Source organism: Thermostichus sp. OS-CIW-29 (assembly GCF_054058195.1).
The window spans coordinates 1-13,068 of sequence record NZ_JBSSAB010000016.1 but is presented as its reverse complement, the minus strand read 5'-3'; the positions used below and the strand labels follow the sequence as shown (position 1 = coordinate 13,068).

12 protein-coding genes and 1 pseudogene are annotated in these 13,068 nt (G+C 58.8%); 1 reads left to right on the top strand and 12 read right to left on the bottom strand.

From position 1 onward, the window contains the following. Nucleotides 1-37: 37 nt before the first annotated feature. The 9 genes and pseudogenes from ACVWZJ_RS07370 to purF form a co-directional block, all read right to left on the bottom strand. Entirely contained in the window at nucleotides 38-1,867 is a 1,830-nt protein-coding gene (locus tag ACVWZJ_RS07370) for an Rqc2 family fibronectin-binding protein (RefSeq protein WP_011433720.1), read from the bottom strand. A gap of 243 nt (nucleotides 1,868-2,110) precedes the next feature. Beyond that, complete coding sequence (locus ACVWZJ_RS07365; RefSeq protein WP_011433718.1) at nucleotides 2,111-2,716, bottom strand: DUF3727 domain-containing protein; 606 nt, start codon at nucleotides 2,714-2,716, stop codon at nucleotides 2,111-2,113. 107 nt (nucleotides 2,717-2,823) lie between these two features. Then, the gene (locus ACVWZJ_RS07360) at nucleotides 2,824-3,060 is read right to left on the bottom strand and encodes a gas vesicle protein GvpG (protein WP_011433717.1); all 237 of its coding nucleotides are present in this window, start codon (nucleotides 3,058-3,060) and stop codon (nucleotides 2,824-2,826) included. A gap of 188 nt (nucleotides 3,061-3,248) precedes the next feature. After that, nucleotides 3,249-3,638 carry a hypothetical protein gene (locus tag ACVWZJ_RS07355; RefSeq protein WP_148202750.1) on the bottom strand — a complete coding sequence of 130 codons (390 nt, stop codon included), beginning with the start codon at nucleotides 3,636-3,638 and terminating at the stop codon, nucleotides 3,249-3,251. A 578-nt stretch (nucleotides 3,639-4,216) separates the two neighbouring features. Continuing rightward, a pseudogene (locus tag ACVWZJ_RS07350) lies at nucleotides 4,217-4,318 on the bottom strand (IS630 family transposase); the annotation flags it as partial. A gap of 90 nt (nucleotides 4,319-4,408) precedes the next feature. Continuing rightward, entirely contained in the window at nucleotides 4,409-5,647 is a 1,239-nt protein-coding gene (locus tag ACVWZJ_RS07345; RefSeq protein WP_011433715.1) for a pentapeptide repeat-containing protein, read from the bottom strand. Then, nucleotides 5,581-6,078: a thiol-disulfide oxidoreductase DCC family protein gene (locus ACVWZJ_RS07340; RefSeq protein ID WP_011433714.1), complete on the bottom strand. Its 498-nt coding sequence runs from the start codon at nucleotides 6,076-6,078 to the stop codon at nucleotides 5,581-5,583. Before ACVWZJ_RS07340 ends, ACVWZJ_RS07345 begins: the two co-directional genes overlap by 67 nt. 11 nt (nucleotides 6,079-6,089) lie before the next feature. Continuing rightward, entirely contained in the window at nucleotides 6,090-6,614 is a 525-nt protein-coding gene (def, locus tag ACVWZJ_RS07335) for a peptide deformylase (RefSeq protein WP_011433713.1), read from the bottom strand. A gap of 52 nt (nucleotides 6,615-6,666) precedes the next feature. Then, a complete protein-coding gene (purF, locus tag ACVWZJ_RS07330; RefSeq protein ID WP_011433712.1) occupies nucleotides 6,667-8,295 on the bottom strand; it encodes an amidophosphoribosyltransferase in 1,629 nt (542 codons plus the stop codon). A gap of 353 nt (nucleotides 8,296-8,648) precedes the next feature. Between purF and ACVWZJ_RS07325 the strand changes: the two genes are divergently transcribed. Then, complete coding sequence (locus ACVWZJ_RS07325; RefSeq protein ID WP_148202749.1) at nucleotides 8,649-9,305, top strand: hypothetical protein; 657 nt, start codon at nucleotides 8,649-8,651, stop codon at nucleotides 9,303-9,305. A 33-nt stretch (nucleotides 9,306-9,338) separates the two neighbouring features. Here ACVWZJ_RS07325 and ACVWZJ_RS07320 read toward each other — a convergent pair whose 3' ends face one another. The 3 genes from ACVWZJ_RS07320 to ACVWZJ_RS07310 form a co-directional block, all read right to left on the bottom strand. Next, nucleotides 9,339-10,736, bottom strand: a complete 1,398-nt coding sequence (locus ACVWZJ_RS07320; RefSeq protein WP_011433709.1) for an aspartate aminotransferase family protein — start codon at nucleotides 10,734-10,736, stop codon at nucleotides 9,339-9,341. A gap of 139 nt (nucleotides 10,737-10,875) precedes the next feature. Next, nucleotides 10,876-12,591 (bottom strand): succinate dehydrogenase/fumarate reductase flavoprotein subunit, encoded by a 1,716-nt coding sequence (locus ACVWZJ_RS07315; protein ID WP_414407233.1) that lies wholly within the window; start codon nucleotides 12,589-12,591, stop codon nucleotides 10,876-10,878. Between the two features lie 152 nt (nucleotides 12,592-12,743). After that, a partial coding sequence (locus tag ACVWZJ_RS07310) for a zinc ribbon domain-containing protein (protein WP_457395562.1) occupies nucleotides 12,744-13,068 on the bottom strand: 325 nt, incomplete at its 5' end.

Below are 13,068 nucleotides of genomic sequence, written 5' to 3'. Positions count from 1 at the left end.
CCTGCCCACTTGGCCAGAAACAAAGTAACCAGTTGCGTCAGTGTGGCCCAAGGGCTGACGCAATGAGCAGCTGCGCATGGCTGGGCCGCCCCCAAAGCACCTGCTCCTGTTTGTAAACGACCATGCCGGGCGGGGATCCCTTGGGTTTGAACACCAGTTTCGGGCGAGTGTAGACTACCGGCACCTGTTCGCTGAGGCGACCGCGGCTGAAATGGGCCGCCAAATCAGCAGCCGCCTGCAGATCTTCGCTTTCTGCTACAGCCCCGGGGGGCAAGCGCAGCAGCACATGACTGCCGGGGATCTCTTGGGCATGAAACCACCAATCGTGTTCCTGAGCCACGCGAAAGGTGAGCTGATCATTTTGCAGGTTGTTGCGCCCCACCCAAATGGAGAAGCCACTGGGGCTGGTAAAGCGGTGGGGGTTGAAGGTTGCCGGTGAGGCATGTTTTGAGCTCGCCCGCAGAGACTCTGTCCCGCTGTTGCGAGTGGGACTCTCCAAGTAGCGCTGTTCAATCAGCTCGGTCTCAATTTCCTTGAGGGTGGTCAAGTCTTGGGGATCCCGATAGGTTTCCAGCTGCTGTAGAGACGCTTCCACCTGCTCGAGGTAGAGGATCTCTTGGCCAAGCGCCTCTTGTAGGGGCCGGATAGCATCCTGGGCCCGTTTTTGTTTGCGGTGCTTGCGGTAGTAGGCTTGGGCATTGAGAATGGCATTTTTTTCGGGGTCGAGAGGGATCTTGACCGTCTGGCCGCTGGCAAAATCCGGCAGCTCGATGTGATGCAACCCTGGCCGCCAGAGGTGGAGGTGGGCCATCAACAAGTCGGCAGCCTGCTTGGAGGCTTCCGCCTGGGTGGAGTCGGCCAGCATTGCCTCAAATTGCTCTCGCCGCTGATAGAGCTTTTTCAGCAGGGTGGATACCCTTTGCAGCAGACGGTGGCGCTCTCGCTCAAACTGTTCGCGGTTAAGCTGAGCCTGGTAGTAGCCTTCCAGAAGTTGGTGCAGATTGAGTCGAGAAGGTTGTTGCAGGGACTCCGTCCCGCTAACGGGAACGGCACCGCTTGCCCAGCCGAGAACGGTGTATCCCTGGGGAGTGGGAGCTGGGTCAAACTGGCCTGTTTCCAGACGGGTTAACCAGTCTTGCCACCTGGCAAACAGTGCCTGCCAATCGCGGGCAGAGAGGTGATCGGTGGAGGTTTGCGGCGGGATCCCAGCCTGATGGCACATCGCTTCCACCAAGTGCCGACTGAGGCCGCGATAACAGCGCAACAGCCGTTGGCCGATGGGGCCGGGGATCAGGGCAACGCGCTCTTGCCAGCAGGAGAAGGGCTCGGATCGCTGCGGGATCGGGTCGGTTAGGGCCGGAGGAGCCTCGTAGGGCAGGCCCGGCTGCACTGGACGGATTCGCGATTGGCGCTCGCTTACCCCATGGCCACTGGCCAAGATCATGCCCGCCTCGTCCACCAAAATGGCATTGCTGTGCTTGCCCATCACCTCCAGGTAGAGATGGCGATAAGGGGGATCCCCGGGCCGAGGGGCAAAGCGCAAGTCAATCACCCGTTCCCAATCCTCCAGCAGAGCCAGCTCCGTCAGAGCCAAACCCTTCAGGTGCCGTTGGAGGAACTGGCTAAATTGAAAGCCATCCGGCTCTTTGGGAGGAGGCTGACAGAGGTGGAGACGGGCCGCCTGAGGGTGCCAGCACAACAGCAGGCAGGGACGGGCAGTGAGGGTGCGCAAGCCAATGACCACCGTCCACAGATCGGTCTGTTGGATCCATTCCACGCGGGCAGGCAACACTAGATCCCGACCTGTCTTAGCCTGGGCTAGATCTGCCAGCACAGCGCGCAGGGTGGTTAAATCAACCGGCTGCATCCCTGTTGCTCCTTCGCTACGCAATGCTCAGGCGGCTGGTCTGAGGCTGGCTTATTCTGACCCTTGGCCCGCAGATCCGACGCCCCCGACAGATGTTGAGACGGGTCTGGAGTGGCTGGTGAAAAACTCTGGGCAAGTTTTACCGGGTAGTTTCACCACCTCTATCCCTATGGTGCTCCGCACCGCCGAGGCGACTGGCTGGGCAGGAGTATCCAACTCGGCAGAACAGAAGGGGTTGACCGCCTAATCTTCGTCTTCATCTTCTTCGTCATCTCCGTCTTCCCATTCCTCATCGAGATCCAGCAGCAGGGCATAGAGCTGATCAAAAAGCTCTGGCGGCTCATCGGGGGTGAGCAGGTAGGGATCCCCTTCGTCAGGCAGAGCGGCGTAGAGCAAAACGGGATCGAGGGGGGTAAAGATGCCGTATTTCTTCTCTTGGTAGAAAAAGGTAGCTAGCAGTTGAAACTCCTGGGCATCTTCCTCGCTCTCGCCCAGCTCGAACACATCTTCCTCTTCGACTGGGGGCAATTCCCCCTGAACCGTGAGGATGTCGAAGCCATTTTGCTGCAAGGTGAGGTTCAACTCCCCCAAGACAGCCTGGATGGTGGGCAGGGTAGCCTGTAGCTCTTCGGGATCCGGCTCGTCCAGGATCCCTTCCATGTTGGCATCGCCGTTCACCGCTTGGCTGGGTTCTTCTTCCCCTTCCCAAACCAGCACTTTGATCACAGCATCAACGGGAGTCACCAGAGCATAGGTCTGCTCGTCGATGACCACCTGCCGCAGGATCTCGCACTTGAGAGGCTGGTTTTGCTCGTCGCGGAGCACCAAGGTTTCATGGGATTCAGTCATTGAAAACAGCCCAGGGTAGGAAAGACGGGGGTGTACAGAAGCTCATTCTCCCATGTTCTGCCCCCCTGCAATGCTGAGGGATCCCTTCCAGGCCCACCGGCAGAACTCTATGCTTCGGCTTCTCCTTCTGCTTGGGTTAAGGCTTCCAGAGCCAATAAAATCTCCTCTTCTCGGCGGGCGTAGGTTTCTTCGTCAATTTCTCCCAAATCTAGCTGAATTTGCAGGGCCGTAAGTTCTTTTTGCAGGTTTTCTTTGCTATCCAGCTGTGCTTCGGCGCGTTCTTGGATCTGCTCTGCTAGCCAAAGCAAACTTTGGGCCGGCCAAGTCAACAATTGCCAAACCATCCCAGGACCCCTAAAGCAGATGATGAGTCTTCGTAATCCTATCAATTTGGATTCTCAGGTGGCCATTGCCCCGGCCTAGCCGTGAAACTTTTTGTTCCCTTCCTCCCAAGCTGGAAAGACTGGGACACGCACGAAGCGCCAGGGGAAACACTGGCTATTGGTGCTCAGGCAAGTCCTAGCCGCGAAGACTAATCCTCTCGCTGGTGCTTCTCGATCCACTCCATGAGCTCCCCCTCGGAATGGGTACACAGGCGCTCTCCCGTGATTGGGTCTTGGACAGACCACCAGACCATGCCGCTGCCATCTACCCACTGCCGCACCCGCAGTTCATCGCAGGCCGCCAAGACTTCCTTCAAGCTCTGCCAAAGATGGCGCAGTCCTCTGAAGAGCGCTGAAGAGAAGGGATCCCTGCCGCCGTACTCGGCTGCCAGCTGCCGCTCTTCTTGTTTCAGCAGCTCCATCAAGCGGGTGTTGTTGGCCGCCCTAGCTGCTTCCAAACGACGGGCCAGGGAGGCTGCTATGTTTTGGCGATGGCGGGCCAGGAGACTTGTCCCCCTCATTTCAGCGATTGCACTCATAAGGCTGCTCTACATACCAGTACCTCTACACGATCAATCCTACCAAAAAATCTGTAGTCAAGGATACGAAAAGTGCAAAACCATCGGTCCTGCACGCTAACGTGCGGGATCCGATCCCAGTGCCCTGCCTGGGAGCTGCCGGAAGTTAATCCAACAAGGGGCCACCTGAGCAGCTCAGATCAATCGGCGGCTTCCCCGGACGGATTTAACGGGGGCTAATCCACAGGCAGCAAATTCAAGCGGAGCGGCAACCGGAGTTTTTCCGCGTCTTGCAGGAAAAAATGCTTGCAAGCCTACTTCCACGGAGCTGCCACAACTCGGAACGAGCCGACCAAAACAGCTTAGGCAGGAGGTGGAGAGGAAAAGGATGGGGGACTATCAACTTCAATGTAGCCTAACCCTCTCTTCTGGACGATGGTCCGTAGCTCCTGAATCAACTTTTGATCTTGGGAAGCGGTACGTGCTCCTGACTCGGCAGCCCATTCTTTCAAGCTTTGAATTTGGTCACGAGCAATGGCGGCTAGAGGAACCGTTTGGCGGGTGGTGCCCCAGGAGTAACGATACAGCCTGTTAAGGAACTAAGGGGCACAGTAGCAACACTTAGCAAACCAACTTCGGAAGCAGGACGGGTTGATAAGTAATAAAGAGGTCTCCACTATCTGCTCTATGCTACACTTCCCAGCTTCTAGCGAATGGGTTGGCATATCCCTCTCTCCTTCCTCTTGAATACTTGTATCCTATTTTTAATAGGCTGTAGCAACAATGTGAGTCTAAAGAAAGGTGTACTCGTCGTAAAGGGATCCCTTGAACAAAGCGCCGTTCAGGTTAGCTCCCCGCAGGTTGGTGCCCCGCAAGTCGGTTTGGCTCAAGTTGGCTTCCTGCAAGTCTGCTTCTCGCAAATCAGCTCCTCTTAAATCCGCTCCGGTCAAGTCCGCTTGCTGCAGGTAGGCTCGGCGCAAATACGCATCTGCAAGGTTAGCTCGGGCCAAGCTCCAGCCGGAACGCGGCTGGTTGAGAACCCGCCAAACTTGTTTCCACTTGGGATCCAATTGGGTCTGGGCGTCTAGGCGTGTCCCCTGCAGGACGGCCTGGCTGAGATCTGCCCCTTGTAGGTTGGCTGAGGTTAAGTCGGCCCCGCCGAGGTGGGCTTCGCGGAGATTGGCGCCGCGCAGATCGGCATGGACAAAGTTAGCCTCTCGCAAATTGGAGCCCTGCAAGTCCGCTTGCAGTAGGCGAGCTTGGCGCAGGTTAGCCTTTTGCAAGGAAGCCCTGCAGAGGATGACTTGGCTGAGGTCTGCATCGGCAAGGTTGGCTTCATCCAATTGGGCCGAGTGGAGATAGCCCCCGCAAAGATTTGCCTCCGACAGATCCCTGCCCACCAGATCTCGTCCTTCCTGCTCCCAGTTGAGGATTTGCCACACCTGGCGCCACTTTTCTGCAATTTGGGTCTCAGGGGTAAGGTGGGCGCTCCGCAGCAGGGATCCCCGCAAGTCCGCTCCCACGAGATTGGCCTGATGCAAATCGGCGTCAGCCAAAACGGCGCTGCTTAGGTTAGCCCCCATCAGGTTGGCTTGGCGCAAGTTGGCTTGCCGGAGATTGGCCTGGCTGAGGTTGGCATGGCTCAAGTCCGCCCCTTGCAGATGGGCTCCCTCAAGGCGGCTATGGCTGAGGTCAGCGTAACAAAGAATGGCTTCAGTTAGGCGGGCATTGTTCAAATCAGCAGCTTTTAGCTGGGCCCGCCATAGGTTAGCCTGACGTAGGTTTGCTCGACACAGATTGGCTTGTTCCAGGAAGGCTTGGCGCAGGTTGGCATTCACCAAGACAGTTCCCACCAAAATGGCCCGGCACAGAACTGCTTCAGCCAGACAAAGGCCAGAGAGGTCGGCCCCGCTGAGGAGGATCCCTTGCAGATCTGCTTGGTAAAGCCCCAGGGCGCTGAGATTCAGCTGCTTGAAATCCCGTTCCCCCTGAGCGTATTGGTGCAGCAGTTGCTGGACGGGGCTGAGCATGATTCCTTATCTACCAAATCCACCAGGAGATCCTGGCCGCGAACACAGACAGGGTAAGCCGATAGGTAGAGGGTGTTACGGCAGCCAAACCACTCGTAGCGGTGATCCCGGATCTGTTTGTAGCCCAGATCCCCCAGAAACTTCAAGCCAGGAAAGTTGCGGTACAGAGCCAGCCACACCTCCCCGCTCGGCAAAAGGGCGGCAATTTGTTCAATGGCAGCGGATCCCTGCCAGCGGCGCTCTGAGTGCTCCAGATCGATGAGAATCATCCCCAGCTCCACCTGCTCCGGTGGGATCCCCCATTGGGCCAGGGTAGAAGCATCTTGCATGGGGGCATAGCAAAACTGCCGTCCGCGATCCAGTTGCTCCAAGAGCTGAACGCCGGTGGCACAGAGGTTGCAGAGGCCGTCGTAGATAACCATGTAGGGCATGGTGGGATCCCTCAGGCGGGCTGACCCAAAATCTGTGCTTGGTACTGGGCTTCGGTAAGCAGTTGCCGAGGCTGCCGCTGCAGGAACACCCGACCCATCAGGTGATCGTATTCGTGCTGAAAGATCCGCGCCGGAAAATCCTGCCAGACCACCCTTTGCTGAACGCCTTCTGGAGTGTAATACTCCACCTCCACTTCGCGGGCGCGGGCCACCAGACCACGGCAATTGGGCACACTCAAGCAGCCTTCCCAACCCAGCACCTGTTCAGAACTGCAAGCCAGCAGACGGGGGTTAACCATCACCAGAGGCTGCATTTGCGGCGCTTCCGGGTAGCGGGGATTGGGACGAGAGGCCACGATCAGCACTTGGAGCAGGGATCCCACCTGAGGAGCAGCCAAGCCCACCCCCTGCGCCTCTTTCAGGGTAGCCAGCATGCCTTCTATAAGATCCTGCAAGGCCGGCGTTTTGAACTCCGTCACCGGCTCGGCCACTTGCGTCAGGATGGGATCCCCCAATTGGCGTAGGCGAAAAGTCATGGCTTGCCCCAAGCAATTCTTCTTCTCAGTCTAGCGGGGATCCCTGAGCAGCCTAGCGGCTCTTGCCAGTAGCCACCAGTTCCAGGGCCAGCTTGGAGCGCTTCAGCCCTTCTGGGATGGGGATGGGGTAGTGGCCGGTAAAGCAAGCGGAGCAGAACGAGTTGGGATCCCGGCCCGTGGCAGCCAGCATGCCTTCCCAGCTCAGGTAGGCCAAAGAATCCACTCCAATCTTCTCGGCGATTTCCTCTACGGAATGCTGGGCAGCAATCAACTGATCCTGGCTATCGGTATCGATACCGTAGAAGCAGGGATGGGTGACCGGGGGGCTGGAAATGCGCATGTGGACCTGGGTAGCCCCCGCCTGGCGCAGGGCCTTGACGATTTTCTGGCTGGTGGTACCCCGCACAATCGAGTCGTCCACAATAACAATCCGCTTCCCCCCCAGCACATCCTCCAGGGGGTTGAGCTTCATGCGAATGCCCCGCTCCCGCATGGATTGGGTGGGCTGAATAAAGGTGCGGCCCACGTAGCGATTTTTGATCAGCCCTTCGGTGTAAGGGATCCCCGACTGGCGAGCATAGCCAATGGCCGCCGGCGTGCCGGAATCGGGAACGGAGATCACCCAGTCGGCCTCTGCCGGAGCCTCCTTGGCCAGTTGTTCTCCCAGCCGCACCCGGTAGGAGTAGAGGCTTTCCCCGTGCATCCAACTGTCGGGGCGGGCGAAGTAGATCATCTCGAAGATGCACAACTTGGGGGTGGCCTCCGCCCAACGCACCGATTGCAGCCCCTGACGGCTGATCCACACCAACTCTCCCGGCTCCACCTGCCGCAGAGGGTCGGCCCCAATGATATCCAAAGCACAGGTTTCTGAAGCCAACACGTAATGCAGCGGCTCGGCCTCGGGGTGGCTGAGGGTGCCGTCGCTGCAGATGATCTCCAGCATCTCTGACTGCAGCAGCTCATCCAGAGCGGGGTTGCTGCTCAAAAGCCCCAACACCAGCGGACGCACCCCATAGGGATCCCGTGCCCCGATCAGGCCCTCTGGCGTGCCGATCACCAGACTAAAAGCCCCCTGACAGCGGCGCAAAGCTTGGCAAGTGGCCGCGATCCAATCTTGACCTTGGTTCACCGCCTGGGCAATGGCGTGGGCAATACACTCGGAGTCGGTGCTGCTGGTTAGGTGCCGGTCGGCGGCCTCCAGTTCCTTCCGCAGCTCTTCCGCATTGACCAAATTGCCGTTGTGGGCCAGAGCCAGCGGCCCCAGGCGAGTCTCCACGATCACCGGCTGAGCATTGGCCACACGGCTGGATCCAGTGGTGGAGTAGCGGGTGTGACCAACCGCCAGATCCCCGGTCAGTTGGGCCAAGTTCACTTCATCGAAGACCTGGGAGACCAAGCCCATCGCCTTGTGAACCCGGCAAAAGGATCCCTCAAAAGTGGCGATCCCTGCCGATTCTTGGCCGCGATGCTGCAAGGCAAATAGGCCAAAGTAGGCCAGCTTGGCCACCTCCTCTCCTGGAGCCAGGATGCCAAAGACCCCGCAAGCCTCTTGCAGCTCTTCCCGGGCATACCCCGCCCCGCTGATGTTTTCTGAGGGGTACAGGGCATCAACGCCAACGGCAGTCTGCCCCTCTGCTTCTCCACAGCCAGAAGATGGTTCTGCTCCCGCCCTTGCTGCCATGGATCCTCGTCTTGCTGTCACGCTTACCAGTCTAACTCGGCCCAGGTCATTCCCCTCTATCTGGCTTCACCCCCAAAGGGGGAGTCCACAGGTGGGGTTTGCAAAAAACTAATGCTCTATCTATAGTGTTAGCAGCGTGTGAGACGCTCCTGCTTTTGCGGCTGAGGAAGCAGGTTGGCCGGGTTTTTGAGTTGAATGCCACCGAAGCTCGGCTCTCCCAGAACCGGCAGGATCCCAAAGCTTTGTGTTGTGAGGAGTCAAACCCCATGAGACAGCAGCCCCATAGGTTCCGTCAGAGCTGGACGTTAGCAGCCTCCTCTGTAATAAGGGCCAGTATAGCCGCTCTTCTGTCGTTGTCACTTGTGGCTTGCCAAGAAGATGCCGGCGAACAGCCTGCGGTTACCATCACGCCGATAGCGGTGGTGGCTCCAACGCCCACTCCTTTCCTCATCCCCAGTCCTGTCCCTACGCCGCTGCCCACCCCTCTGCCTACCCCGACCCCCACTCCCCTCTTGAATCCTTTCCCCACTCCCAGCCCCTCTCCCACTGCTTCCTTTGCAGCAGAGCCGCCTTCGATTGCCGTGGTGGCCCTGACGGACGCGCGACAGACAGTACCCTTCAACGTGCTGGTGGCCGTGACGACTCCTGCAGGTTTGGGGGCCGGCATCAGCTTCCGGGTGGAAATCCGACAAAGCCCCCTCACCCTCACCTTTGATTTCACTGCCGCTGCCGTCGGCTGTCAGCCCAACAGCAGAGCCTGCATTGGCACCATCCCCATCACCATTCCCACTTCTGCTCCCACCGGGGATTATGAGGTGACGGCAATGGTGGCGGATACCCAGGGCCGAATTGCTTCGGCCAAAGCTCCTTTACGGGTGTTGCCTGCGCCCAGTCCCTCCCCCTCGCCAACGCCGACCGGCACCCCCAATCCCTTTCCCTCGGTATCCCCTTCGCCCAGACCCAGTCCCTCTCCCAGTCCTTCGCCGACGCCCAGCCCCAGAAGCTTCTAACTCCCTCAGGCAGTCTCTCTTGTCGATTCAGGACTAAGGTAGCTCTTGAAGAACTCGCTTCAGGGTGGCGATCAGGTGTTCAATATGGGCTTCCTCGATGATCAAAGGCGGGGAAAGGGCAATGGTATCACCTGTAGTGCGAATCAATACCCCCCGCTCGTAGCAGCGCAAAAACGCTTCAAAAGCCCGCGCTGTCGGTCGGCCAGGGATCCCTTCCAATTCAATTGCCCCCACCAAGCCGAGGTTGCGCACATCGATGACATGAGGCAAGCCCCGTAGGGAATGGAGAGCCTCCTCCCAGAGGGGAGCGAGGTTGGCAGCCCGCTCGAACAAGCCTTCTTCTCGATACAGGTTCAGGGTAGCCAAGCCGGCGGCACTGGCAACTGGGTGGCCGGAGTAGGTGTAGCCGTGGAAAAACTCGATGGGGCTCCAGGACAGCGTCCTGCTGTTGTCCCCTGGACGGTGCAGGTCATCAGCGGAACCAGCAGCCTCCATGAAGGCGCTGTAGATCTCTTGCTTGACGATCACTGCGCCCATCGGGATGGTGCCATTGGTGAGGCCCTTGGCACAGCAAATCAGATCCGGCACCACCCCAAAGTAATTGGCCGCAAAAGGGGATCCCAGACGCCCAAAGCCGGTGATCACCTCATCGAAGATGAGCAGAATGCCGTATTTGTCGCAAATGGCCCGCAGCTTTTCCAAATAGCCCACCGGCGGCAGCAACACCCCCGTTGAACCGGCAACCGGCTCTACGATCACCGCTGCAATCGTGCTGGCATCGTGGAGAGCGACGATCCGCTCCAAGTCTTCTGCCAAGTGGGATCCCCAGCGAGGCAGGCCGCGGCTAAAGGCGTTTTGCTCCAGGTTGTGGGTGTGGGGTAGGTGATCCACTCCGGGAATGAGGCTGCCGAAAAACTTGCGGTTGTTGGAGATGCCCCCGACCGAGATGCCCCCAAAGCCAACGCCGTGGTAGCCCCGTTCTCGGCCAATCAGCCGCTGCCGGGATCCCTGTCCGCGTAAGCGATGGTAGGCGATGGCCATTTTCAGGGCCGTATCCACCGCCTCAGAGCCAGAGTTGGTGAAAAAAACGTGATCCAGTCCGGCAGGGGTGAGCTGGATGAGCTGCTCCGCCAGTAGAAAGGCTTTGGGATGGCCCATCTGAAAAGCTGGGGCGTAGTCCAGTTGGGCCACCTGCTGTTGGATCGCTTCCACAATTGGGGGGCGGCAGTGGCCGGCATTCACACACCACAGCCCGGCAGTCCCATCTAGGATTTGGCGTCCATCGTGGCTGGTGTAATACATGTCTCGGGCGGCAACCAACAGGCGCGGGTTGGCTTTAAATTGCCGATTGGCCGTAAAGGGCATCCAAAAAGGCTCCAGATTCAGCTCCGCTTGCAGGGCGACGGCTGCTTTTTCCAGGGTTTCTTGCATGGCTGGCCCTCCGGCAGTAGACGAGATTTCAAGCTGGCGAAGATGGAATCCCTGGATATTGGATAATTTTGAAAGGGGCTCCATCCTGCTAACGGGAACGATAGAGCAATCCTAATCGGCCTGGGAGGCCTCTGGAAAGTTAGTATTTTCGCTCCTGAGGGGGAAACCGGGTGATCACCACGGGGCGATAGCTGATCTGAGGGGATCCCTCGCGAAAGGCAGCCAAGGTGTGTTGTAAAAACCGTTGATCATCCCGTTGGGGGTAATCTTCCCGCGCGTGGGAGCCACGGCTTTCCCGCCGTTCCAGGGCGCTGGCGAGGATCAAAGCCCCCACCGTCATGAGGTTGTCCAGCTCCAGCGCTTCGATCAGCTCGGTGTTCCACACCTTGCCCCGATCGTCCAAATGCAAATCCCGCTCGTAACGCTGGCGGATCTGTTGCCATGTTTGGATCCCTTCTTGGAGAACCGATTCGGTGCGGTAGACGCCGCAATGCTCGGTCATGCAATCTTGAAATTGCCGCCGCACCTGATCAATGCGGCTCTTCCCTGATCGTTCCAGGAGCCCGGCAATCCGGCTGGCGGCCTGTTTGAGTAGGGATCCCTCGTCCACTTTCGGCAAGGCTCGACCTCTGACGGCTTCTACCATGGCTGCCCCTGTGCGCCGCCCGAAAACAACGCACTCCAGGAGAGAGTTGCTGCCCAGCCGGTTAGCCCCATGCACCGAAACACAGGCCGTTTCACCGGCAGCGAACAGCCCTTCCACACGGGTTTGGGCATCCCGCAGTACCTGCCCCTCCACCGTCACCGGGATCCCGCCCATGCAGTAGTGCACCGTCGGTCGCACTGGAATGGGATCGACAACCGCATCGATGCCCAAGTGGCGATGGGCCTCCTCCCAACAGAAGGGCAGCCGAGTGTGGATCTTTTCTGCCCCCAGATGCCGCAGGTCTAAGTAGACAAAATCTTTGCCGTCAATACCGCGCCCGGCCCGCACCTCCGTAACAATCGCCCGCGAGGTGATGTCCCGTGGGGCCAATTCCATCTGGCTGGGGGCATAGGCGGCCATAAAGCGCTCCCCCTTCCCATTGATCAGATAGGCCCCCTCTCCGCGCACTGCCTCTGAGATCAACACCCCCACCGGATACAGGCCCGTGGGATGAAACTGCACAAACTCCATATCCTGCAGAGGCAGGCCGGCCCGCGCCACCATTGCCATGCCATCGCCGGTGGAAGCAAAGTCGTTGGACGTGGAGTTGTAGATGCGCCCATAGCCGCCTGTAGCCAACATAACCGCCTTGGCCCGCAGCACTTCCAGCCGTCCGCTGGCCTGCTCCAACATCACTACGCCCTGGACTTGGTTGTCCTCCAGGATCAGATCCAGCACATACCATTCGCTGTAGAGTTTGACCCCAAAGCGCTTGAGGTTGCTCACCAACTCGTGTAGAATGGCCTGCCCAGTTTTGTCGGCGGCATAGCAGGTGCGCGGGTGGCTGTGTCCCCCAAAGGCCCGCTGGGCAATGCGGCCATCCGGCAGGCGGGAGAACAAGACCCCCAAGTGTTCTAGGTCGATGATCACCTCAGGGGCTTCCCGGGCTAGAATCTCCACCGCATCTTGATCCGCTAGGTAATCGGATCCCTTGACGGTATCGAAGGCATGAGCCTCCCAGGAATCTTGCGGATCAACATTTTGTAAGGCGGCGGCAATGCCCCCTTGGGCTGCTACCGAGTGGCTGCGAATGGGATGGGTTTTGGACACCAAGGCCAGGTCGAGGCTGGGATCCCGTCGCATAACCTCCAAAGCCGCTCGGCAACCGGCCAGCCCTCCCCCGATGATGACAATGTCGTGTTCCAGCATGGATGCAGGCAAGCTCTCGCAAAGGATTCCGCCACAGCCAGGATGGCGTTTTCCCATTATGGCCGGCCCCAGCAGCCTCTCCAGCAGCAGCTGAGTATAGCTCGTTATCAGCAGCGGTGCGGTGCCGTAGGCTTACCACTTTCTGCTGTAAACTACCCGACTCCGACCGCTAAAGCGGTACGGAGCGGGCTTTCAGTAGCCCTGAGCCTGCTCTGCTCCACCAGAGAACAAAACAGGCCCGAACCTCTAGGCTGGTTTACGGCAGCCCCCAAAAGCGCAATCACCTTCGCACCGTTAAAATCTGCATCCCCTTCCCAACCGCAGTGCCCGCATTTGAACTGCTTACCCTTGCGATAGGATTGAGCGGAGTCGGGATGAATACGCAGGCACTTGTGGCAGATCTGCGAGGTATAGGCCGCAGGGACAGCTACCACTTTGACACCCGCCCTCACAGCCTTGTATTCGATAAACCGCCGC

Coding starts and splice junctions, on each gene's coding strand:
- ACVWZJ_RS07370 (WP_011433720.1), bottom strand. CDS start 1,867: ATGCAGCCGGTTGATTTAACCACCCTGCGCGCTGTGCTGGCAGATCTA.
- ACVWZJ_RS07365 (WP_011433718.1), bottom strand. CDS start 2,716: ATGACTGAATCCCATGAAACCTTGGTGCTCCGCGACGAGCAAAACCAG.
- ACVWZJ_RS07360 (WP_011433717.1), bottom strand. CDS start 3,060: ATGGTTTGGCAATTGTTGACTTGGCCGGCCCAAAGTTTGCTTTGGCTA.
- ACVWZJ_RS07355 (WP_148202750.1), bottom strand. CDS start 3,638: ATGAGTGCAATCGCTGAAATGAGGGGGACAAGTCTCCTGGCCCGCCAT.
- ACVWZJ_RS07345 (WP_011433715.1), bottom strand. CDS start 5,647: ATGCTCAGCCCCGTCCAGCAACTGCTGCACCAATACGCTCAGGGGGAA.
- ACVWZJ_RS07340 (WP_011433714.1), bottom strand. CDS start 6,078: ATGCCCTACATGGTTATCTACGACGGCCTCTGCAACCTCTGTGCCACC.
- def (WP_011433713.1), bottom strand. CDS start 6,614: ATGACTTTTCGCCTACGCCAATTGGGGGATCCCATCCTGACGCAAGTG.
- purF (WP_011433712.1), bottom strand. CDS start 8,295: ATGGCAGCAAGGGCGGGAGCAGAACCATCTTCTGGCTGTGGAGAAGCA.
- ACVWZJ_RS07320 (WP_011433709.1), bottom strand. CDS start 10,736: ATGCAAGAAACCCTGGAAAAAGCAGCCGTCGCCCTGCAAGCGGAGCTG.
- ACVWZJ_RS07315 (WP_414407233.1), bottom strand. CDS start 12,591: ATGCTGGAACACGACATTGTCATCATCGGGGGAGGGCTGGCCGGTTGC.